The 20,286-nt window shown below is 58.6% G+C and carries 17 protein-coding genes and 1 tRNA gene; 11 read left to right on the top strand and 7 right to left on the bottom strand.

Going from position 1 to position 20,286, the window contains the following annotated elements:
- Positions 1-209 precede the first annotated feature (209 nt).
- Both clpB and asnC read left to right on the top strand, forming a co-directional pair.
- Entirely contained in the window at positions 210-2,783 is a 2,574-nt protein-coding gene (gene clpB, locus BW958_RS19110) for an ATP-dependent chaperone ClpB (protein ID WP_076577503.1), read from the top strand.
- Positions 2,784-3,260: 477 nt separating this feature from the next.
- Positions 3,261-3,722, top strand: coding sequence for a transcriptional regulator AsnC (asnC, locus tag BW958_RS19105; protein ID WP_076577502.1), 462 nt, complete (start codon positions 3,261-3,263; stop codon positions 3,720-3,722).
- A 66-nt stretch (positions 3,723-3,788) separates the two neighbouring features.
- Here asnC and pntB read toward each other — a convergent pair whose 3' ends face one another.
- The 3 genes from pntB to yqhD form a co-directional block, all read right to left on the bottom strand.
- Entirely contained in the window at positions 3,789-5,273 is a 1,485-nt protein-coding gene (gene pntB, locus BW958_RS19100; RefSeq protein WP_076577501.1) for a Re/Si-specific NAD(P)(+) transhydrogenase subunit beta, read from the bottom strand.
- Positions 5,274-5,284: 11 nt separating this feature from the next.
- The gene (pntA, locus tag BW958_RS19095; RefSeq protein ID WP_076577500.1) at positions 5,285-6,811 is read right to left on the bottom strand and encodes a Re/Si-specific NAD(P)(+) transhydrogenase subunit alpha; all 1,527 of its coding nucleotides are present in this window, start codon (positions 6,809-6,811) and stop codon (positions 5,285-5,287) included.
- Between the two features lie 463 nt (positions 6,812-7,274).
- Positions 7,275-8,432, bottom strand: a complete 1,158-nt coding sequence (gene yqhD, locus BW958_RS19090) for an alcohol dehydrogenase (protein ID WP_076577499.1) — start codon at positions 8,430-8,432, stop codon at positions 7,275-7,277.
- 193 nt (positions 8,433-8,625) lie between these two features.
- On the opposite strand from yqhD, the gene BW958_RS19085 reads away from it, so the two are divergent.
- Complete coding sequence (locus tag BW958_RS19085) at positions 8,626-9,480, top strand: AraC family transcriptional regulator (protein ID WP_306169670.1); 855 nt, start codon at positions 8,626-8,628, stop codon at positions 9,478-9,480.
- 1 nt (position 9,481) lies between these two features.
- The gene (locus BW958_RS19080) at positions 9,482-9,988 is read left to right on the top strand and encodes a lipocalin family protein (protein ID WP_076577497.1); all 507 of its coding nucleotides are present in this window, start codon (positions 9,482-9,484) and stop codon (positions 9,986-9,988) included.
- A gap of 56 nt (positions 9,989-10,044) precedes the next feature.
- Here the strand turns inward: BW958_RS19080 and BW958_RS19075 are convergent, their stop codons facing one another.
- Positions 10,045-11,934: a methyl-accepting chemotaxis protein gene (locus BW958_RS19075; protein ID WP_076577496.1), complete on the bottom strand. Its 1,890-nt coding sequence runs from the start codon at positions 11,932-11,934 to the stop codon at positions 10,045-10,047.
- A 232-nt stretch (positions 11,935-12,166) separates the two neighbouring features.
- Positions 12,167-12,243: transfer RNA gene (locus tag BW958_RS19070), tRNA-Trp, on the bottom strand.
- Positions 12,244-12,469: 226 nt separating this feature from the next.
- Here BW958_RS19070 and BW958_RS19065 point away from each other — a divergent pair.
- The 4 genes from BW958_RS19065 to BW958_RS19050 all read left to right on the top strand — a co-directional run bounded on the left by BW958_RS19065 (position 12,470) and on the right by BW958_RS19050 (position 15,369).
- On the top strand, positions 12,470-13,042 hold the full coding sequence (locus BW958_RS19065; protein WP_076577495.1) for a hypothetical protein: 573 nt from the start codon (positions 12,470-12,472) through the stop codon (positions 13,040-13,042).
- Positions 13,043-13,283: 241 nt separating this feature from the next.
- Positions 13,284-14,204, top strand: coding sequence for an aspartate carbamoyltransferase (pyrB, locus tag BW958_RS19060; RefSeq protein WP_076577494.1), 921 nt, complete (start codon positions 13,284-13,286; stop codon positions 14,202-14,204).
- Positions 14,205-14,214: 10 nt separating this feature from the next.
- Entirely contained in the window at positions 14,215-14,673 is a 459-nt protein-coding gene (gene pyrI, locus BW958_RS19055) for an aspartate carbamoyltransferase regulatory subunit (protein ID WP_076577493.1), read from the top strand.
- A gap of 204 nt (positions 14,674-14,877) precedes the next feature.
- Positions 14,878-15,369 carry an arginine repressor gene (locus BW958_RS19050; protein WP_076577492.1) on the top strand — a complete coding sequence of 164 codons (492 nt, stop codon included), beginning with the start codon at positions 14,878-14,880 and terminating at the stop codon, positions 15,367-15,369.
- Positions 15,370-15,583: 214 nt separating this feature from the next.
- Here the strand turns inward: BW958_RS19050 and BW958_RS19045 are convergent, their stop codons facing one another.
- Positions 15,584-15,922: a DUF1496 domain-containing protein gene (locus BW958_RS19045; RefSeq protein WP_076577491.1), complete on the bottom strand. Its 339-nt coding sequence runs from the start codon at positions 15,920-15,922 to the stop codon at positions 15,584-15,586.
- Positions 15,923-16,135: 213 nt separating this feature from the next.
- Here BW958_RS19045 and BW958_RS19040 point away from each other — a divergent pair, with 213 nt between their 5' ends.
- Positions 16,136-17,209, top strand: a complete 1,074-nt coding sequence (locus tag BW958_RS19040) for a hypothetical protein (protein ID WP_076577490.1) — start codon at positions 16,136-16,138, stop codon at positions 17,207-17,209.
- A gap of 54 nt (positions 17,210-17,263) precedes the next feature.
- On the opposite strand, the gene BW958_RS19035 is transcribed toward BW958_RS19040, so the two are convergent.
- Entirely contained in the window at positions 17,264-17,683 is a 420-nt protein-coding gene (locus tag BW958_RS19035) for a hypothetical protein (RefSeq protein WP_076577489.1), read from the bottom strand.
- 162 nt (positions 17,684-17,845) lie between these two features.
- Between BW958_RS19035 and BW958_RS19030 the strand changes: the two genes are divergently transcribed.
- On the top strand, positions 17,846-19,195 hold the full coding sequence (locus BW958_RS19030; protein WP_256702080.1) for a bifunctional NUDIX hydrolase/phosphatase PAP2 family protein: 1,350 nt from the start codon (positions 17,846-17,848) through the stop codon (positions 19,193-19,195).
- The gene (gene ydiK, locus BW958_RS19025) at positions 19,176-20,267 is read left to right on the top strand and encodes an AI-2E family transporter YdiK (RefSeq protein WP_076577488.1); all 1,092 of its coding nucleotides are present in this window, start codon (positions 19,176-19,178) and stop codon (positions 20,265-20,267) included. The genes BW958_RS19030 and ydiK overlap by 20 nt, the downstream gene beginning before the upstream one ends.
- Positions 20,268-20,286: the final 19 nt, after the last annotated feature.

The raw sequence follows: 20,286 nt of genomic DNA, 5'->3' as shown, positions 1-20,286 counted from the left end.
TCTACCAGGTGACAGGGATTTGACAAACCAGCAGCATTTTTCACATCCCTCATCAGTGGGATACTCCCACTGCTCAGCAAGACAACACGGCTATTGAGGAAAAAATCACCAATGGAGCCCTTGAAATCCTAGCTGCGGCCCACATTTTGCTCTGTAGATAATGCTGTTCATGCCGCTAAAGCGGTACTCGCTCTCGAAGGGGGAATGCGATGCGTCTTGATCGCCTCACCAGCAAGTTCCAACTTGCTATCTCCGATGCCCAGTCACTGGCACTGGGTCGTGATCACCAATTTATTGAACCCGTCCACCTGATGGCCGCCCTGCTCAATCAGGACGGTGGCTCCATTCGCCCGCTGCTTAGCCTGACCGGTATGGACGTCAACGCGCTGCGCTCGCGTCTGGGCGAAGAGCTCGATCGCCTGCCGCGTGTCAGCGGAGTGGATGGCGACGTGCAGCTTTCCCAGCAGCTCGGCCGCCTGCTCAACATCTGTGACAAGCTGGCCCAGCAGCGCAAGGATCAGTTCATTTCGTCCGAGCTATTCGTGCTGGCCGCCCTTGAGGATAAAGGCATGCTCGGCGAGCTGCTGCGCGCTCAGGGGCTAACCAAAGAGAAGTTGGAGGAAGCCATCGACAAGGTACGTGGCGGCAAAAAGGTTGACGATGCCAACGCCGAAGAGAATCGGCAGGCTCTTGAGAAGTTCACCATCGATCTGACCGAGCGGGCGGAGCTCGGCAAGCTCGACCCGGTCATTGGCCGTGACGATGAAATTCGCCGCACCATCCAGGTGTTGCAGCGCCGCACCAAGAACAACCCGGTGCTGATTGGCGAGCCCGGCGTCGGTAAAACCGCCATCGTCGAGGGGTTGGCCCAACGCATCATCAATGGTGAAGTGCCGGAAGGACTCAAAAACAAGCGGGTGCTGTCGCTCGATATGGGCGCGCTGGTGGCCGGCGCCAAATACCGTGGCGAGTTTGAAGAGCGCCTCAAGTCGGTATTGAACGACTTGGCCAAGGAAGAGGGGAACGTCATCCTCTTTATCGACGAGCTGCACACCATGGTTGGCGCCGGTAAGGGCGAAGGGGCCATGGATGCCGGTAACATGCTCAAACCTGCGTTAGCGCGCGGTGAGCTGCACTGCGTCGGTGCCACCACGCTCGATGAGTACCGCCAATATGTAGAAAAGGACGCCGCCCTTGAGCGCCGCTTCCAGAAGGTGCTGGTCGAAGAGCCCACCGTCGAGGACACCATCGCCATTTTGCGTGGTCTCAAAGAGCGCTATGAGCTGCACCACCATGTGCAGATCACTGACCCGGCCATCGTGGCCGCGGCCCAGCTGTCGCACCGCTACATTGCTGACCGCCAGTTGCCGGACAAAGCTATCGATCTCATTGACGAAGCCGCCGCCAGCATCCGGCTACAGATCGACTCCAAACCGGAGGCGCTGGATCGCCTCGAACGGCGCATTATCCAGCTCAAGCTCGAGCAGCAGGCGCTGATGAAAGAGTCCGACGATGCCAGCCGCAAGCGTCTCGAACTGCTCAACCACGAGCTGGGCGAGAAAGAGCGTGAATACAACGAGTTGGAAGAGGTGTGGAAGGCCGAGAAAGCAGCTCTGGCCGGCACCCAGCACATCAAGGCCGCGCTGGAGCAGGCGCGGCAGGATCTCGACGTGGCTCGCCGCGCCGGCGATCTCGCCCGCATGTCCGAACTGCAATATGGTCGGATCCCCGAGCTTGAGAAGCAGCTCGACCTCGCCACCCAGGCTGAGATGCAGGAGACCAGTCTGCTGCGTAACCGCGTCACCGACGTGGAGATTGCAGACGTGCTGGCACGCTGGACCGGCATCCCGGTCGCCCGCATGCTCGAAAGCGAGAAAGAGAAGCTGCTGCGGATGGAAGAGCAGCTGCACAGCCGCGTGATCGGCCAGAACGAGGCCGTCGATGCCGTCTCCAACGCCATCCGCCGCTCTCGTGCCGGACTCTCCGATCCGAACCGCCCCATCGGCTCCTTCCTGTTCCTCGGGCCCACCGGGGTCGGTAAGACCGAGCTGTGCAAGGCGCTGGCCGAGTTCCTGTTCGACACCCAGGACGCCATGGTGCGTATCGATATGTCGGAGTTCATGGAGAAGCACAGCGTGGCTCGTCTGGTCGGGGCGCCCCCCGGCTACGTGGGTTACGAAGAGGGGGGTTATCTGACCGAGGCGGTGCGTCGCCGTCCCTACTCGGTGATCCTGCTCGACGAAGTGGAGAAAGCGCACCCGGATGTGTTCAATATCCTGCTGCAAGTACTGGATGATGGCCGCCTGACCGATGGTCAGGGTCGCACCGTCGATTTTCGTAATTCGGTGGTCATCATGACCTCCAACCTCGGCTCGGATCTCATTCAGGAGCACCATGCCGAGAAGGATTACGACGACATGAAGGCCTTGCTGATGGAGGTGCTGACCCGCAGTTTCCGTCCGGAATTTATCAACCGGATCGACGAAACCGTGGTGTTCCACCCGCTCGGCGAAGATCACATCAAGTCGATCGCCCGCATCCAGCTCAAGGGGCTGGTGGGCCGGCTTGAGCAGCAGGGTTTCCAGGTCGAGCTCAGCGAAGATCTGCTCTCGCGCCTCGCCCACGCCGGTTTCGACCCGGTATACGGTGCGCGTCCGCTCAAGCGGGCGATTCAGCAAAAGGTGGAGAACCCCCTGGCTCAGGCCATCCTCTCTGGCCGGGTGGTGCCGGGCAAACTGCTGCGTCTGGCCGCCAACAACGACGGATTGATTCTGGAGCAGTAAGCCAGCTCACCGTGATTGTCACGCCGGCATCTTGCCGGCGTTTTTTTTGGCAAAAAAAACGGCAATCCGCCGATTGCCGAGAGGAATGTTGCGTGCGGCCGAACGTGGGTTGAGCGGGCCGCAGGGGTATCCACCCCCAGGGAAGGCATGCCTTCACACCATGCTTCGCAAGAACGCTCTCTCTGGCGACTCATGGCTACCGGTGCAAATTTTCCGGATCCTTCCGGAAACGTCATCGCGAAACCCGCTCTATTCACAGGTGTCACCCTGAGCGGTTGCAACCAGTAATGGATCACATGACGGCTGGATGGAAGGTGGCGCGAGCCGCTTTCACACCCAAACCGCACTGCGTGATAGTGATTCTTCAACAAAACAGGCCTACATTTCAATAACCCACAAACAAAATGGCCTATCGGCATTTTTTACGATAATTTGAAGCTGATATTTTTGAATTATCATCAAATGGTGTTCTAAAAAGTGACCGAAAATTATCGAATCGACAATCTGGATCAATCCATCCTCGGCGCCCTGATGGAGAACGCCCGTATCCCTTATGCCGAGTTGGCCAAACGCTTTGCGGTCAGCCCCGGCACCATCCATGTGCGTGTGGAGAAGATGAAACAGGCGGGGATCATTGAAGGGACGCGGGTGCAGGTCAACGCCAAGCGCCTCGGCTATGATGTCTGCTGCTTTATCGGTATCAATCTCAAAAGCGCCAAAGACTATCCGTCAGCGCTGGACAAACTACGCCAGCTCGATGAAGTGGTTGAGGCCTACTACACCACCGGTCACTACAGCATCTTTATGAAGGTGATGACCCGCTCCATCGACGAGTTGCAGACGGTGCTAATCAACAAGATCCAGACCATCGACGAGATCCAGTCCACCGAAACCCTGATCTCGCTACAAAACCCGATTCAGCGCGATGTGAAGCCCTGAGAGCTCAAGGCGCTAGCGGATTAAACAAAAAAGGAGGCCGAAGCCTCCTTATTTACGTCTATACCCTTACAGGGATTTGAGGATCGCCTCGACGCTGGCCTTGGCATCGCCAAACAGCATCTGGGTGTTTTCCTTGAAGAACAGCGGGTTCTGTACGCCGGCATAACCGGTGTTCATGGAGCGCTTGAAGCCGATCACGGTCTGCGCCTTCCACACTTCCAGAACCGGCATCCCGGCGATCGGGCTGCCCGGATCTTCCATCGCAGCCGGGTTCACGGTGTCGTTGGCACCGATCACCAGCACCACGTCAGTCTCGGCGAAGTCTTCGTTGATCTCGTCCATTTCGAGCACGATGTCGTACGGCACTTTAGCTTCAGCCAGCAGTACGTTCATGTGACCAGGCAGACGGCCGGCAACCGGGTGGATACCAAAACGCACCTTGATGCCGCGATCACGCAGCTTCTGGGTGATTTCAGCCACCGGATATTGCGCCTGTGCCACCGCCATACCGTAGCCCGGGGTGATGATGACAGAGCCGGCAGCCTTGAGCAGCTCGGCCACATCTTCAGCGTTGGTCTCGCGGTATTCACCCATCTCCTGATCAGAGGAGGAGGTGCCACCTTCGGTACCAAAGCCACCGGCAATCACCGAAATGAAGGAGCGGTTCATCGCCTTGCACATGATGTACGACAGGATGGCGCCGGAAGAGCCCACCAGCGCACCGGTCACAATCAGCAGGTCGTTGGAGAGCATGAAGCCCGCCGCCGCCGCCGCCCAACCAGAGTAGGAGTTGAGCATGGAGACCACCACCGGCATGTCAGCACCACCGATGGACGCCACCAAATGCCAGCCAAACGCAAAGGCAATCAGGGTCATCACCAGCAGGGCCGGGGTAGAGCCACCTACCTTCACGAAGTAAACCAGCAGCGCCAGTACCACCAGTACGGCCAGCAGGTTCAGCTTGTGACGATGCGGCAGCATCAACGGCTTGGAGGAGATGAGACCACGCAGCTTACCGAAGGCCACCACCGAGCCGGTGAAGGTCACCGCACCGATGAAGATACCCAGGAAGATTTCAACCAGGTGGATGTTGAGCATGGCGCCAGTGAGCGGCTCATGCTGGGCAGCCTGGCTGGCTTGCTCAAATGCGGCGCGCGCGGCTGCCAGGGTGGCGTCCAGATTGGAGCCAACGCTGACCACAACTTCAGCCGGCGCAGCCGGGTGCAGATCGATGAAGCTGTTAAAGCCTACCAGCACGGCGGCCATACCCACGAAGCTGTGCAGCACGGCCACCAGCTCGGGCATTTCAGTCATCTCAACCTTGAGCGCCAGACGCACACCGATGGCACCACCGATGACCATGGCCAGGAGGATCCACTGAACGCCAGTGGTCTCCGGATTGAGCACGGTGGCCAGCAGAGCGATGGCCATACCGGCAATACCAAACAGATTGCCGTGCTTGGCCGTCTCCTGCTTCGACAGTCCCGCGAGACTGAGGATGAAAAGTACGGCGGCAACGATATAGGCTGCTGTTACCAGTCCTTGATACACGTTAAACCCCCTTAATCCTTACGGAACATCTTCAGCATGCGCTGAGTGACGGTGAACCCGCCAAAGATGTTGATACTGGCAATCAGCACAGCGACAAACGCCAATCCGGTGACCAGCGCCGAACCCTGCCCAATCTGCAGCAGAGCGCCAACCACTATGATGCCGGAGATGGCATTAGTGACTGACATCAGCGGCGTGTGCAGCGCATGAGTCACGTTCCACACCACGTAGTAGCCGACCACGCAGGAGAGCACGAACACGGTGAAGTGGGTCAGAAACTCGCTGGGCGCCACGGAAGCGATCCAGCCGAAAGCAGCGATGCCGAGTGCACCCCAGATAAACTTCTTGTTGGAGGGCTTGGCAGGCTCTTTCTTGGCGGCCGGTTTGGCAGCAGCCGGTTTTTGCGGCGCAGCCGACACCGAGATGGCAGGCGGCGGGAAGGTCACGTCACCGGCCTTGACGACCGTCATGTTGCGCATGATGACGTCTTCAAAGTCGATAACAGCGTTACCATCCTTCTCCTTGCACATCAGCTTCATCAGGTTCACCAGGTTGGTGCCGTAAAGCTGGGAGGATTGCGCCGGCAGACGACCCGGCAGATCGGTATAACCGATCACCTTGACGCCGCTTTCGGTGACATGCAGTTCACCCGGCTTGGTGTATTCGCAGTTACCACCGGTGGCAGAGGCCAGATCCACGATGACCGAACCGGGCTTCATGCTATCAACCATCTCTTTGGTGATGAGCTTGGGAGCCGGTTTGCCCGGGATCAGGGCGGTGGTAATGATGATGTCCACTTCCTTCGCCTGCTCGGCAAACAGGGCCATCTCGGCTGCAATGAACTCTTCGCTCATCACCTTGGCATAACCGTCACTCGACGAGCCATCTTCGCCGCCGAAGTCCAGCTTGAGGAACTCGCCGCCCATGGACTCGATCTGTTCGGCCACTTCCAGACGGGTATCGAAGGCACGCACGATGGCACCCAGCGAACCGGCTGCACCGATGGCCGCCAGGCCGGCTACACCGGCACCGATCACCAGCACCTTGGCAGGCGGAACTTTACCGGCAGCGGTGATTTGACCGGTAAAGAAACGACCAAACTCGTGGGCCGCTTCAATCACGGCACGGTAGCCACCGATGTTGGCCATGGAGGAGAGGGCATCGAGTGCCTGGGCGCGGGAGATACGCGGCACCATGTCCATGGCCATGACATTGATATTACGCTGGGAGAGTTTCTCGACCAGCTCGGGATTCTGGGCAGGCCAGATGAAACTGACGAGGGTTGCACCCTCTTTAATTACGGCAATTTCGGCGTCGGTAGGCGCGTTGACCTTGAAGATCAGGTCGGCATTCCACACGCTCTCGGCCACCTCGGCTCCAGCGGCCACGAAAGCAGCGTCATCGAAGCTGGAAAGACGGCCGGCACCGCTCTCCACCACCACGTCGAAGCCGAGCTTTTTCAGCTGCTCGACGGTGGCCGGGGTCGCAGCGACCCGGGTTTCACCGGCAAGACTCTCTCTCGGTATTCCAATCTGCATGACTATTCCCTGATGGTTAGTAAATTATCGCGACCCGCTGTCCCACTGGCCTGTAAACAGACCTGGTCTGGGTTGACTGGCAAGACTGACAGGAAGAAAAACGACGGTCAGCAGCGCAACGTCCTGTTACTTCCACGACCCGCTTTTCAGACGCGAGCGTGATTAATATCAAATTTTGGAGATTTCTGACAACCAGACCTTGCGCCGACCTTGCACAGATTTCAATCCATCGTGGGATGGGCAACCAAAAAACAAACCAAATTAAAGAGTTATAACCGACTTTTTGGCGGGCTACAGAGCTCCAACCAGTCAAAAAAAATGTTTTGACTACTGCCTAAGTTAGCGTTTTTTGTTCTTACAAAACACTCTTTTGTCTGGTTTATCTGTACGACGGTGGCAAATATCGCACACGCCAGGAATGAACAACCCCCGGCCGGGATGGTCGGGGGCTGCAAGGCAAACGTTAGCGAGCGGCTTGATAGAGACGACGACTCACTTCCAGCGTCACATCCCCATGCTCACCAAGGCCCAGATAACCGTGCTCGGCCAGTTTGGCGACCATGCCTTCTACATCCGGCTGGTCGATGCCGTAATCGCGCAGGTGGGTCTTCACGCCCATCCGCTCGAAGAAGGCGCGGGTTGCCGCAATGGCCAGATCGATACGCAGTCCCTCTTCGCCGTGAGTGATGCCCCATACGCGCTCGGCGTATTGCAGCAGTTTCTCTCTCTTTTGCTCGCGTTTTTCATCAAGCATCAGCGGCAGAATCACCGCCAGGGTTTGTGCGTGGTCAAGGCCATGACGGGCGGTGATCTCGTGGCCCAGCATATGAGTTGCCCAGTCCTGCGGCACACCGGCACCAATCAGGCCGTTGAGCGCCATGGTGGCACTCCACATCAGGTTGGCACGCACCGCGTAGTTTTCCGGCTCGCGCAGCGCCTTAGGGCCCTCTTCAATCAGGGTCAGCAGCAACCCTTCGGCGAAGCGATCCTGCACCTTGGCATCCACCGGGTAGGTCAGGTACTGCTCGACCACGTGGACAAACGCATCCACCACGCCGTTGGCAACCTGACGCTCAGGCAGGGTGTAGGTCAGCACCGGATCGAGCACGGCAAAACGCGGCATGACATGGGCCGAGTGGAAGTGACGCTTGTCGCCGGTACTGTGGCGGGTGATCACGGCCCCCATGTTCATCTCGGAACCCGTTGCCGGCAGCGTCAGCACCGAGCCAAGCGGGATGGCGCCGTGCACATCAGCACCGGCATTTTCCAAAATCTGCCACGGGTCGTTCTGGTAATGGGTAGCGGCTGCGATAAATTTGGTGCCATCCAGCACCGAGCCACCACCGACAGCCAGCAGGAAATCAACCTGCTTTTCACGCGCCAGGTGAACTGCTTCGACCAGGGTTTCGTAATGGGGGTTGGGCTCGATACCACCGAATTCAAACACAGTCAGGCCGGACAGCACTTCACGGATACGTGCCAGCAGGCCGCTTCGAACCACGCTACCGCCACCATAGGTAATCAGAACGCGCGCCTGATCCGGGATCTGGCTGCGCAGGGCACTGACTTGACCCTCGCCAAACAGAATCTTGGTCGGGGTGTGCAGGGTAAAGTTATGCATCTCTCTTTTCTCCGGGAAGGTGAAGCAAAATCTTAGGTTTGCATTTTTCTCCAAAGCACCCTTGCCAACAAGGCAACATCCTGCCTATCTTTTGCCTAATTCTCTTGATGTCAGAACGACAGAGCAATCCAACATGCTGCTTTCCCCCTCTCGCCAGCAAGCACTGGTGACCCAGCTGGCCCGCTTGGCCACCATGCAGGGCGTCTCCCCCTCCCCAGTACCGGGGGTGGAGCTTATCTATACCCGCGAGCATCACGGCCGTGAGCCGGTGCTCTATCGCCCCCGGATGATCCTGATCCTGCAAGGACACAAAGTTGGCTATCTGGCCGATCAGGTGTTTCGCTACGATCCCCAGCACTACCTTTTGATGACCCTGCCGCTGCCCTGTGAGTGCGAATGTTTTGCCTCAGTCGAACAGCCGCTGGTTGGCCTGACGCTGGAGATCGACCCGGTACAGCTGCAGGCGCTGCTGCTGGAGATTGGCGACAGTCTGCATGCAAGCGATCCACCCCGTGGCAGTGGCGTGCAATCGGTACCGCTAACAGAATCCATGCTGTGCGCCGCCGAGCGGCTGATTGAGGTGATGGACAAGCCGGTGCATGCCAGAGTACTGGGGCCGCAGATTGTGCGTGAGATGCTGTTTCATGCCCTGCACGAAGCCGGCGGCGGCGCCCTGCAGGCGCTGGCCAGTCGCCATGGTCAGGTCAGCCAGATTGCCCGGGTGCTGCGCCTGATTGAACAGCGCTTCACCGAGAACCTCACCATGGAGGAGCTGGCGCGCAGTGCCAACATGAGCGTGTCGGCCTTCCACCACCACTTCAAAGCGGTCACCGCCACCTCGCCGCTGCAGTACATCAAATCGCTGCGCCTGCACAAAGCCCGCCTGATGATGCTGGGGGACGGGATCAAGGCCGGGACAGCCGCCGCCCGCGTCGGCTATGAGAGTAGCTCCCAGTTTAGCCGCGAGTACAAACGCTTCTTCGGCAGCACGCCGAGCAACCAGGCCAGCCAATTTCGACAAGGTCAATTGAGTATCACGGAGGGGTAAGATGCGAACTATGTGGGTGTTGCTGCTCGGCCTGCTGGCCGGAGCATGTACCGGAATTCCGGTAGGTCATCAGGTGGTCAAATCGTTCCAGCTCGACCGCTATCTCGGCACCTGGTACGAAATAGCCCGTCTCGATCATGGTTTCGAAACCGGTCTGAATCACGTCACCGCCACTTACAGCCTGCGCCCGGATGGCGGCGTCAAGGTGATCAATCGTGGTCAGGAAGCGAGCGGCAGCTGGCGTGAAGCCGAGGGCAAGGCCTATTTTATCGGCGCCACCGACGAGGGGCGCTTCAAGGTGAGCTTCTTCGGTCCTTTCTATGGCAGTTACAATATTCTGGCGCTGGATCCCGATTATCAGCTGGCGCTGGTGAGCAGCTACAACCTTGACTACCTGTGGATTCTGTCGCGCACACCCAAACCAGCGAAAGAGCAGGTGGCGGCACTGGTGCAGCAGGCACATAGCCTTGGCTTTGCCACCGACAAGCTGATCTGGGTCGAGCAATAAGCGCCGACAAAAAAACGGGGTGGCCTTGGCCACCCCGTTTTTTTTTATTGCATGGCTCAGAGCCGGAAGCGACCTACTTCCTGCTCGAGCTGTTCGGTCAACTGCTTGAGCCGGGCAGCTTGCTCGGCCTCTGCGCTGGCTTGGGCCGCAAACTCCTGAGCCACACTGCGGATATTCTCGGTATTGCGGCTGATCTCGGCAGTCACCGAGGTCTGCTCTTCGGCGGCCGTCGCAATATGGGTCACCATGTCGCTGATAGAGCCTATCGCCTCGTTGATCTGCAGCAGGCTGTCGTTGGCCGAGCTGGCATCCACCACGCTGGTGTCAGCCAGTGCCCGGCTCTCGTCCATGCCGTTGACGGCCCGGCGGGTGGTCAGCTGCAGGGTTTCGATCATCGCCTGAATTTCGGCGGTGGACGCATGGGTACGCTGGGACAAGACCCGCACCTCATCGGCGACCACCGCGAAGCCACGCCCCTGCTCACCGGCACGAGCCGCTTCGATGGCGGCGTTGAGTGCCAGCAAGTTGGTCTGCTCGGCGATGCCGCTGATGGTCGCCAGGATCGAGTTGATCTTCTGGGCGTGGCCGTCGAGTTCGGTGATCACCTGACCAGCACCGGCCACCTTCTGCGCCAGCTCGCTGATACTGGCGCTACTCTTGCCAACCTGGCCCTGGCCCTGTTGGGCCAGTTTAACCGTATCCCCGGCCGTACCGGCCGCATATTCGGCGTTACCGGCGATCTCCTGGGTGGCCGACGCCATCTCGGTGACCGCTGTCGCCACCATGACGATCTCATCTTGTTGCTGCTTGACCTGCTGGGCGCGGCCAGCGGCACTCTGGGCTTGCAGGCGCGACTGCTCAGCCAGCGCAATCGCCACGTCACGCAGGCGGCTGACGATACCGTGCAGGCGACCCACAAACTGGTTAAAGCTTTGCGCCAGTTGGCCCACTTCATCCTGGCTGCGGGTCTGAATATGCACAGTCAGATCCCCCTCCCCGTGAGCAATCGCAGTCAGTGCCTGCGATACCCGGCCAAGGTCGGCAAACAGCACCCGGAACATGATGGTCAGTGCAACACTCACCAGCACCAGCAACAACACGGTGACGCCCACCAGTTGCCAGAGCAGGGTATCAAGCGGTGCATTGAGGACATCCTCATACATCACCATGGTCAACAGCCAGTCGGTATTGGGCACGGCCTGCACCGATAGCAACGCCTGACGACCACCAACGTTAACCGAATGCAGCACACTGTCCTGCGCCCACTGCTGCAGCACACTGGCAGACAGTTCGGGTGACAGCTCGTTTACCTGCTTGAGTGCCAGATCCTTTTGCGGGTGGCCAACGATAAGACCGGAGCGATCCAGCAGCATGGCATAGCCTTCACCCTGCACCTTCATGGCCAGTACGTCGTTGATAAGCTCATCGAGTGCCAGGTTGGCACCCACCACACCAATTGCCTGCCCCTGATGACGAACCGGCTCGGCCAGCGTCACCACCAGCTTCTGCATGGTCACGCTGACATAGGGTGCAGTAATAATTAGCTGGCCAGCTTTCATGGCATCCTGATACCAGGGGCGCTCACGCGGATCATATTTACCGGTGTTGAGTGCCGGGTCCTGGCGGGTCATCTTGCCCTGTTCATCCCCGTAGTAGGTCAACCCAAACCCACTGGTCGCGTGGGTTTGCAGCAGATGGGGGATCAGATTGACCTGCGGGTCGGCCGCAATGGTATTCACCAGTGCATCAACACTGCTGCGCTTGTCTGCCATCCAGTCACCGACCCCTTCGGCGTAGGCATGGCCGTAGTTGAGGGCTTCGCTTTGAATCGCCTCCAGACTGCGGGTTTTAAGGGTATGAAAAGCCACAATTCCCAGCAGTGCGGCCATTAAAAGAACCAGACTGAGGCTGGTCGCCAACAACTTGCCACGCAAGGTCAGTGTCATGACAGGCATCCTTGATCATGTTGTATGAGAGGGAAACGGTTCCCTGTCTCTGAGCAGGAATATCGGCCAAAAGAGGTACAGACTTTAGTCAATTAAATTAGTGAGTTAACTATCATCAACTGTTTTGTGAGCGACTTGGCACCATGGCCAACATGCAGCAATTATGGTGGGATCGACAGGAAAGCCATAAAGCAAAAAGCCAGCTCAATGAGCTGGCTTTTCTTGAATTTAATGGCAGGGGCGGCAGGACTCGAACCCGCAACCATCGGTTTTGGAGACCGCTGTTCTACCAATTGGAACTACGCCCCTGCAACAAACGAGGCGTAGTATACAAAGCCTCGATCAAAGGTAAAGGCTTTTTTCTGCCCTTTCATACTGATTGGCGAAACTGTCGGCAATTTCTGCCGGTTTTGTTCTGCCATGTGACATCGGACGGCCTTTTGTTACGGCAAGATGGACAAGATTGATACAACGGGGTGGGCAAGCGAGACGCTTAGGAGTAGGGTAATGAGTAGGTCATCAGGGAGGAGGAGCCATGCTCAATTATCGCCTGCTGCAACAGTTGGCCCCACTCAATTTCCGTTACGAAGATCGCACCGAATCCTTGCCTGATTACCTGCTGCGGGTCTCACCCCTGTTGCCCGGCGTCCCCCCCAATCTGTTGGCCCAGTGGATCTATCGCCACTGGCGCGGCTTTGAGTCGAACTGGAGCTTCCTCGACCTTTCCCGCATGCAGGTGCATCCCCAATGGCTGAGCACGAGTCAGCTCTGTGAACAGGTCGATACCCGCCACCGCGACGTGGTGGAGCGCTGGAGCGACATGCTGCGCAGCAACCGCTATGTACGCCGCTCCTGGTTGGCAGAGTACATGATGACCCACGGTACCTGGCCGGAACCCATCATCGTACTGGCGCCGCAAGAGGGAGAAACTTATCCGGATGGCGCCCTGATGCCTCGCCCTTGGGCGCTGCTGGAAGGGCATCATCGGCTGGCTTATCTCAAGTGCCTCTCCGAGGATAACCATCCACTGCAAAATCGCCATCCGGTGTGGGTTTTGCAGCACGTTAGCCAATGTAAAACGTTTTTAATGCAGGAAATGGCGTCGTAAATAAAGTTTTGACAAACTTTTTTGCGCCACTATAATCCTTCCGATTTTGCATAGGGACTGGTTATGTTGTCGCCAAACATGCTACGGAAACAGGTCGTGCCGAGCGGTGCCCAGCACCGAGCCCACCCCGTTTTCATTGGCTGCCGACCCACCGATCCCGCACTGTTTTTAAAAAGAGCCCCTGTTTCAGGGGCTTTTTTTTTGTCCCCCCACCTCTCCTCTGTCAAAGGGAATGCAGACGATGACCAATCCGCTCTATAAGAAACACGTCATCTCCATCTCCGACCTGACCCGGTCAGAAATGGAACTGGTGGTCGAAACGGCCCAACGCCTCAAGGCCGATCCCAACCCCCGGCTATTGCAGGACAAGCTGGTGGCGAGCTGCTTCTTCGAGCCCTCGACCCGTACCCGTCTCTCGTTTGAAACCGCCGTTCAGCGCCTCGGTGGCAACGTCATCGGCTTTGCCGACGGCGGTAACACCAGCGCCAAGAAGGGAGAGACCCTGGCTGACTCGCTCAAGATCATCGGCTCCTACGCCGACGCCATCGTGATGCGCCATCCCCGTGAAGGGGCGGCCCGGGTGGCATCCGAGTTTTCCAGCGTCCCGGTCATCAATGGCGGCGACGGCGCCAACCAGCATCCGAGCCAAACCCTGCTCGACCTGTTCACCATTCGCGAGACCCAGGGGCGCCTTGATAACCTGAATGTGGCGTTTGTCGGTGACCTCAAATATGGCCGTACCGTGCACTCCCTGGCCCAGGCACTGAGCCTGTTCAACTGCCGCTTCTACTTCATCTCGCCGGAAGCGCTGGCCATGCCGGACTACATCTGCGAAGAGCTGGAAGAGAAGGGCATTCGCTTTAGCGTGCACGCCACCATGGAAGAGGTGATGCCGGAGTTGGACATCCTCTACATGACCCGCGTCCAGAAAGAGCGATTTGACGAGACCGAATACAAGCACATGGCCGCCAAGTTCATCATCGATGTTGCGACCCTGGAAGGGGCCAAGCCGACCATGAAGATCCTGCACCCGCTGCCGCGTGTGGATGAAATCACGGTCGCCGTCGATAAGACGCCCTACGCCGCCTACTTCCAGCAAGCCGAAAACGGCGTCTATGCGCGCCAAGCCCTGCTGTCCCTGGTACTGAATGAAACTGTCTGAGGAAACGAGCATGTCCGAGAAAATGCAGGTAGAAGCCATTTGCAACGGCTCCGTCATCGACCATATTCCGGCCGGGCAAGGCATCAAGATCCTCAAGCTGTTCCAGCTGGTCGAAACCAGCGAGCGCATCACGGTCGGCTTTAATCTCAAGTCCGGCCAGCTCGGCAAGAAGGATCTGATCAAGATCGAGAACACTCGCCTGACCGAAGAGCAAGCCAACCAGCTGGCGCTGTTTGCCCCCAAGGCGACGGTCAACATCATCGAAGAGTTCGAGGTGGTCAAGAAGCACCAGCTTGAGCTGCCGGCCTTTATCGAGGGAGTATTTGAGTGTCCCAACTCCAACTGCATCTCCCACAGCGAGCCGGTTCCGACTCACTTCAAGGTGCGTGAAGTGAAAGGTGAAGTGCGCATGAAGTGCAAATACTGCGAGAAATCCTTCACTCAGGATATCGTCAGCGCGCTGTTCTAATGAATTTATGCAAAAGTGTGACTAGAAAGGGCCCATCAGGGCCCTTTTTTGAGCCCAGTCACAGCTGTTTTTTGACCTCTTAGCTACAATCTTGCCACTTAGCAGTTGGATATTAAGCGTGCGCATGACTATTTGGCACATTCCACTGCATAAGTCATTTTTCACATCATTGATTACGACGAGCAGCGCAAAGAGGAAGGGTGTATGGGCAGACTGGCCACAGGGGAGAGAGAGATTGTCCATGACAGCGCCCAGCTGGAGGCCTGCCGTCAGATCATCGCCCGTCACTGCTACGGTACGCAGGAAGAGATCCGCCGCGAGCTGGCCGGTTTCGGCTTTCCCGATATCAGCCAATCCACCGTCTCGCGCCTGCTGCGCAGACTGGGGGTCGCCAAGGCGCAAAACGCCAACGGCCGCAAGATCTATACCCTGGTGGAAGAACAACTCGAGAACGTCGACAGCACCCACTCGATTCACGACATGGTGCGTTCGGTTGAGCACAATCAGCAGCTGGTGCTGATCCACACCTCACCGGGTGCCGCCACCGTGGTGGCTCGCATGCTCGACCGGCACGCCAGCCCGGAGATCATGGGCGCGGTTGCCGGCAATGACGTGGTACTGGTCGCCCCACGCCACATCAGCCGCACCCGCAAGACGCTCGAAGCGGTGATCCGTACCTTAAAGAAGGCCCACTAAGCAGGCCTTCGGTCGCCTAGTATCAGTCGCGAACAGAGCGCGCTTCCCGCTCGGCCCGTTCCCGTGCCAGCAGACGCTTGTACCACCAGCTGTTACGGCGACGATGGGTATGAGAGGAGCGACGAGCCATGATTCGAGTTCCGAAGCGCAGGAAATGGGTGGGCATTATGCGTCAAAGGCCCCTTCCCTGTCTTTATCTGGATCAATAAACCACTCAGCCGCCGGCGTGCAGGATAACGCTATCTCCTTGCTGCGTTTGAGTTTCTTTCTCAGCGGCCAGCGGGTGCCAGCTAAGCGCACTATTGGTCTCGTGCGGATTCTGCGGCGCACAAATCAGCGTCTCTTCCCCGCTTTTGACAATGGCGCCCAAGGAATAGCGGTGATCGTCAAACCAGCAGATCCGCTCGCCCATGCCATCCGGCAGTTTCAGGTGCAGGGCAGTACCCTGCTGCTCTGAGCTGCTCACCGAGGTCTGTTGCTCGGCCCAAGCCCCGGTTGCTGACACCATCAATAGCAGGCCGCCGATCGCGCCGCTGTAAGCTGTGAGTTGCATCTTTTTCTCCCAAGCGATCGCCCCTCTTTTCGCCACAGCGACCAACGCTACAAAAAAATAAAGTCTCCGAATGGGCAAGGCTGGCTTTCCCACGGGAATGTGATAGCCTGCGCGCCAACCGCTTTGGGCAGTTTGTGCTCAGTGTCTCCTGCTTACAAGGGAGGCGGTCAGTGAGGTTTTTTGTTGTCCATCACCCCTGTCTGGATGTCATCAATGCGTATCGTCTCCTTCTTCAAGGTGGCGCTGCTGGCCCTGTTGCTCGGCGGCTGTGTGGCGCCCCTGCTTATCAACCCGGCTGGTCAGCTGATGTGGGCGCTGCTCAAGCCCATGGTCGGTCTCGATCCCAATGAAGCCAATCTGTTTGAACAGCCCCTGGTCAAGGATCGTATGACGGCCATTCTCGGCCCCCACTACGACACCACGGTCAGCCTGCTCAAAACCGCCACTGAGTTACAGCAGGAGGGGCCACTGTTCTACGTGCTCTCCCGTTACAACAATAGCGATCCTGCTGCCCAGAAAGCCGGTCTGGTCTGGGACTCCAGTGCTAACCAGATGTCGGTCATGCTGGTCGATAAGCAAGGTCCGCAAGTGTTCAGCGAAAATGGTCAGCAACCCTCCTGGCCGCAAGCAATGCAGAGCTGGAGCAGCGCCATGGGAAGCACTGGGGTAGCCGGCACCGCAGCACAAACCGCCGCCTCGGGCCTTAATCCGCTGGCAGCGGTCGGCTCAACCCTGGGCGCCCTGAGCAATCCACAACAAGCGCTCGGTGGCTTGCTGCAACGAGGCAGCAGTGCTGTGCAGCAGGGAACCCAGAAGGCCGCCGCAACGACAACCCAAGCGGCCAGCCAGAGCGTGACTGCCGCGCAAACCGCAACCACCAGTGCAGCGCAAACGGCCACCAGCAAGGTAGCCCAGAGTGTCGATAGTGCCGCAAGCGCAGCCTCTGCCACCGTGCAAAAGAGCGTCGCCGAAACGACCAGCGCGGCAACCGCTACGGTGCAAAAAGCCGCGACGGATACGGCCAGCAGCGCCTCGACCACAGTACAAAAAACCGCGAGTGAAACCGCCAGTGCTGCCAGTAGCTCAGTGCAAAAGGCGGCCACCGATACCACCAACGCCGCATCTGCCACGGTACAAAAAGCCGTGACTGAGAGCACCAGTGCGGCCAGCAGCACGGTGCAAAAGACCGTCACCGAGAGCACTAGCGCGGCCAGCAGCACGATAATTCCTGTCACCGACAACAGCCGTGCAGCGGCCGAAGCCGAGCTGGAAAAAGTGCTGAACTAATTCGGTAAAATGCAAAAGGCCACCATCCCGGTGGCCTTTTTTATATGGCGCGACTTACTGGTAGTAGCGATCACGCCCCTGCGGGGTATTGCTCTGCCCCATGCCATTGTCAGGCTGGGTCGGGTTTTCAGCAGTGCGCGCGCCATGTTCAATCGAGGTGCGAATCAGATCGACACCGGCGCGCAGGATCAGCACGCCCATGTGCACCAACTGCACACAGACCCAGAGGAAAACCATCAGCAGGATCAGCTTGAGGATGGTCTGGAATGCCTCAAGGAAGTTCTGCTCGAGCTGTGCGGTCAGACCGCTGGCACTGCTCATCAGCCAGTCGTAGATCTCGCGCACGAACGGGATGCGGCTCGGCATCTCCAGCACATCGAGCGCGGCAGGCAACGCCTGGAAGATCACCACAGCGCCAAACAGGATCAGAATCACGCCAAGGGTGATACCAAGAAAAAAGCCAAATTGTTTCATGTCATGACCACATCGGGATTGGGTGAGCAAACTATAGCGGCGGACTGGCCGGGTGTCATGAAATGTCGCATCCCCAATGATGGGCGCGGCGGGTCTTTTGTCCTTGTTCCGACTGACACTTTCTGTGACCCTATAAAGCGGGATGCAGCGAGGAGCAGAACAGTGAAATACTGGCTGTGGGGATGCTGGTTGATGGTCAGCGTCTGGTGTCAGGCACAAGAGGTCAATTCGGCTGTCTGTGTGATCCAGAATCAGGGCAAACTGCTGATGGTTCAGGATCGGGTCTCGGGACGCTTTGGACTCAGTGGCGGTTACATCGAACCCGGTGAAACGCCCGCCCAAGCGGCGCTGCGGGAGTTGCATGAAGAGACCGGTCTCACTGCCGAGATAGTGCGTCCGCTCGGTCGGCTACGCAACAGTGAAGCCTTTGTCTGTCGCTCGCGGACCCCGATTGCGGCCACCCCGGCTGGCATCGTCGATCTGCTCAGCGCCCCTAATTTGGGTGGCGAGATCCTGCAGGCCCGGCTAATCACTCCCGAAGCGCCGGAAGCGCCCCAGCGTTTTGCCGACCAACTGCCCTGGCTGCAGCACAAGTTGCAGCCGCAAGATGACAGCCCAATTCAGCTGCATGACAACTTTATCGCCCAGGCTAGCCTGCTGCACCGGGCAGAACTGCCCTGGATCGGGCGGATCCAGCAGTGGAGCGAACCGCTGGAGCCACTGTTGACCATCGCCAACCTGTTTGGTGAACAGACCCTCTATATGTTGCTGCTTCCCCTGCTGCTTCCTCTGCTCGGCTGGCAAAAGGTGCGGGAGTTGCTGTTTGCCTTTGGCACTCTGACGCTGCTTATCACCCTCGCCAAGATCGCCGTCGGTTGGCCACGCCCGTTCCATTTCAACCCGCAACTGGCCGATCTGGCCAGCAGCGGCTTTGGAATGCCAAGTGGCCACACCGCCACCGCCATGCTGTTTTGGGGCTGGTTGTTGCTGGAGTGGCCGCGTTGCCGGCAACCCTTGTTATGGGCCACGCTGGCGGCGTTTCTAACTGGCTGGGCCCGGGTACAACTCGGCGTTCACTTCCTCTCGGATGTGCTGGTTGGTGGTGTGATTGGCGCCCTGCTGTTGCGCCTGCGCCCCTGGCTGATCCGGGCCGGTACTAACCTGCGCTGGTGGTGGGGACTCTCTGCCGTTTCGCTTCTTTTTGCCTGGCTGACCCAATCGCCCAATCTGGCAGCACTCACCAGCTTAGGGGTCGGTCTTGCCTTGGGACAAGCCCTGCCACTGGTACGCCACAGCCGCAAACCGGTACAAACCACCCTGTTGGCACTGCTCGGCAGCATCGCCTGCGCCCTGCTACAGTGGCAGCTGCCGGCCTTGATGATCGGCAGCCTGCCCATTTTGCTGCTGCAATGGTCTGCCATGGCCCTGCTTGGCCTCTGGCTGGCAGCCGGCATCTGGTGGATCGCCTCACTTCCCGTAACTGGAGCTGACGATGAACGACAACAAGCGTGACCTTGCCAAGATCACCCTGGGAGTGCTGTTTATCGGCATTCTGATTATCTCGACGTTGTGGGTACTGCAGCCGTTTTTACCGGCGCTGGTGTGGGCCACCATGATCTCGATTGCCACCTGGCCCCTGATGCTGCGCCTGCAACGACTGCTGTGGAACCGGCGCCTGCCAACCACTCTGCTGATGATGCTGGTGCTGCTGTTGCTGTTCGTCATCCCGCTGCTGATGGCACTGGCTACCTTTGCCGAGAAGGTGCCCCAACTGCTCGACTGGGCAGGCCAGCTGAGCAACACCACCCCGCCGGAGCTGCTGTGGCTGCAAGATATTCCGCTGATTGGCGACCGGTTGTTCGAGCTCTGGCAACAGGTGCTGGCCAGTGGTGGCCAACTGCTGTTTGCCAAAGCCACTCCCTATCTCGGTCTGGTCGCCAAGTGGCTGGCTGCCCAAGCCGGCAATCTGGGGATGGTGATCGTCCACTTCCTGCTCACCGTCGTGGTGTGTGGCCTGCTCTACTACTCGGGTGAACAAGCCTCTTACGGTATTCGCCGGTTTGCCCACCGGCTGGCGGGCAAGCGTGGCGATCAGGCCACTCAGCTGGCCACTCAGGCCATCCGTGCGGTCGCCATGGGGGTGGTCGTCACGGCGCTGGTGCAATCCCTCATCGCCGGCATCGGCCTGATGATCGCGGGGATCCCCTATGTAATGCTGCTGACCTTGCTGATGTTCATTCTGGCGATTGCCCAGATTGGTGCGGTGCCGGTGCTGGTTTGCAGCGTGCTCTATCTCTACTGGAGCGGGGACACCACCTGGGCTACCTTCCTGCTGGTGTGGACCCTGGTGGTGGGCAGCATGGACAATATTCTGCGCCCGCTGCTGATCCGGCAAGGTGCCGACCTGCCACTGATCCTGATCCTCTCTGGCGTTATCGGTGGCCTGCTCGCCTTTGGCATCATCGGTCTGTTTATCGGCCCGGTGGTGCTGGCGGTGGCCTATACCCTGCTCGATGCCTGGATCCGTGAAGGGGAGCTGCGCGAAGCGCAGAGACAGAGCGAGATCACTGACACACCGCGCTAAATCGTGCTGCAATGGGGCT

Source organism: Aeromonas sp. RU39B (genome assembly GCF_900156095.1).
GTDB lineage: Bacteria > Pseudomonadota > Gammaproteobacteria > Enterobacterales > Aeromonadaceae > Aeromonas.
The sequence above is the reverse complement of the archived record's forward strand: the minus strand, read 5'-3'. Positions and strand labels throughout refer to the sequence as shown.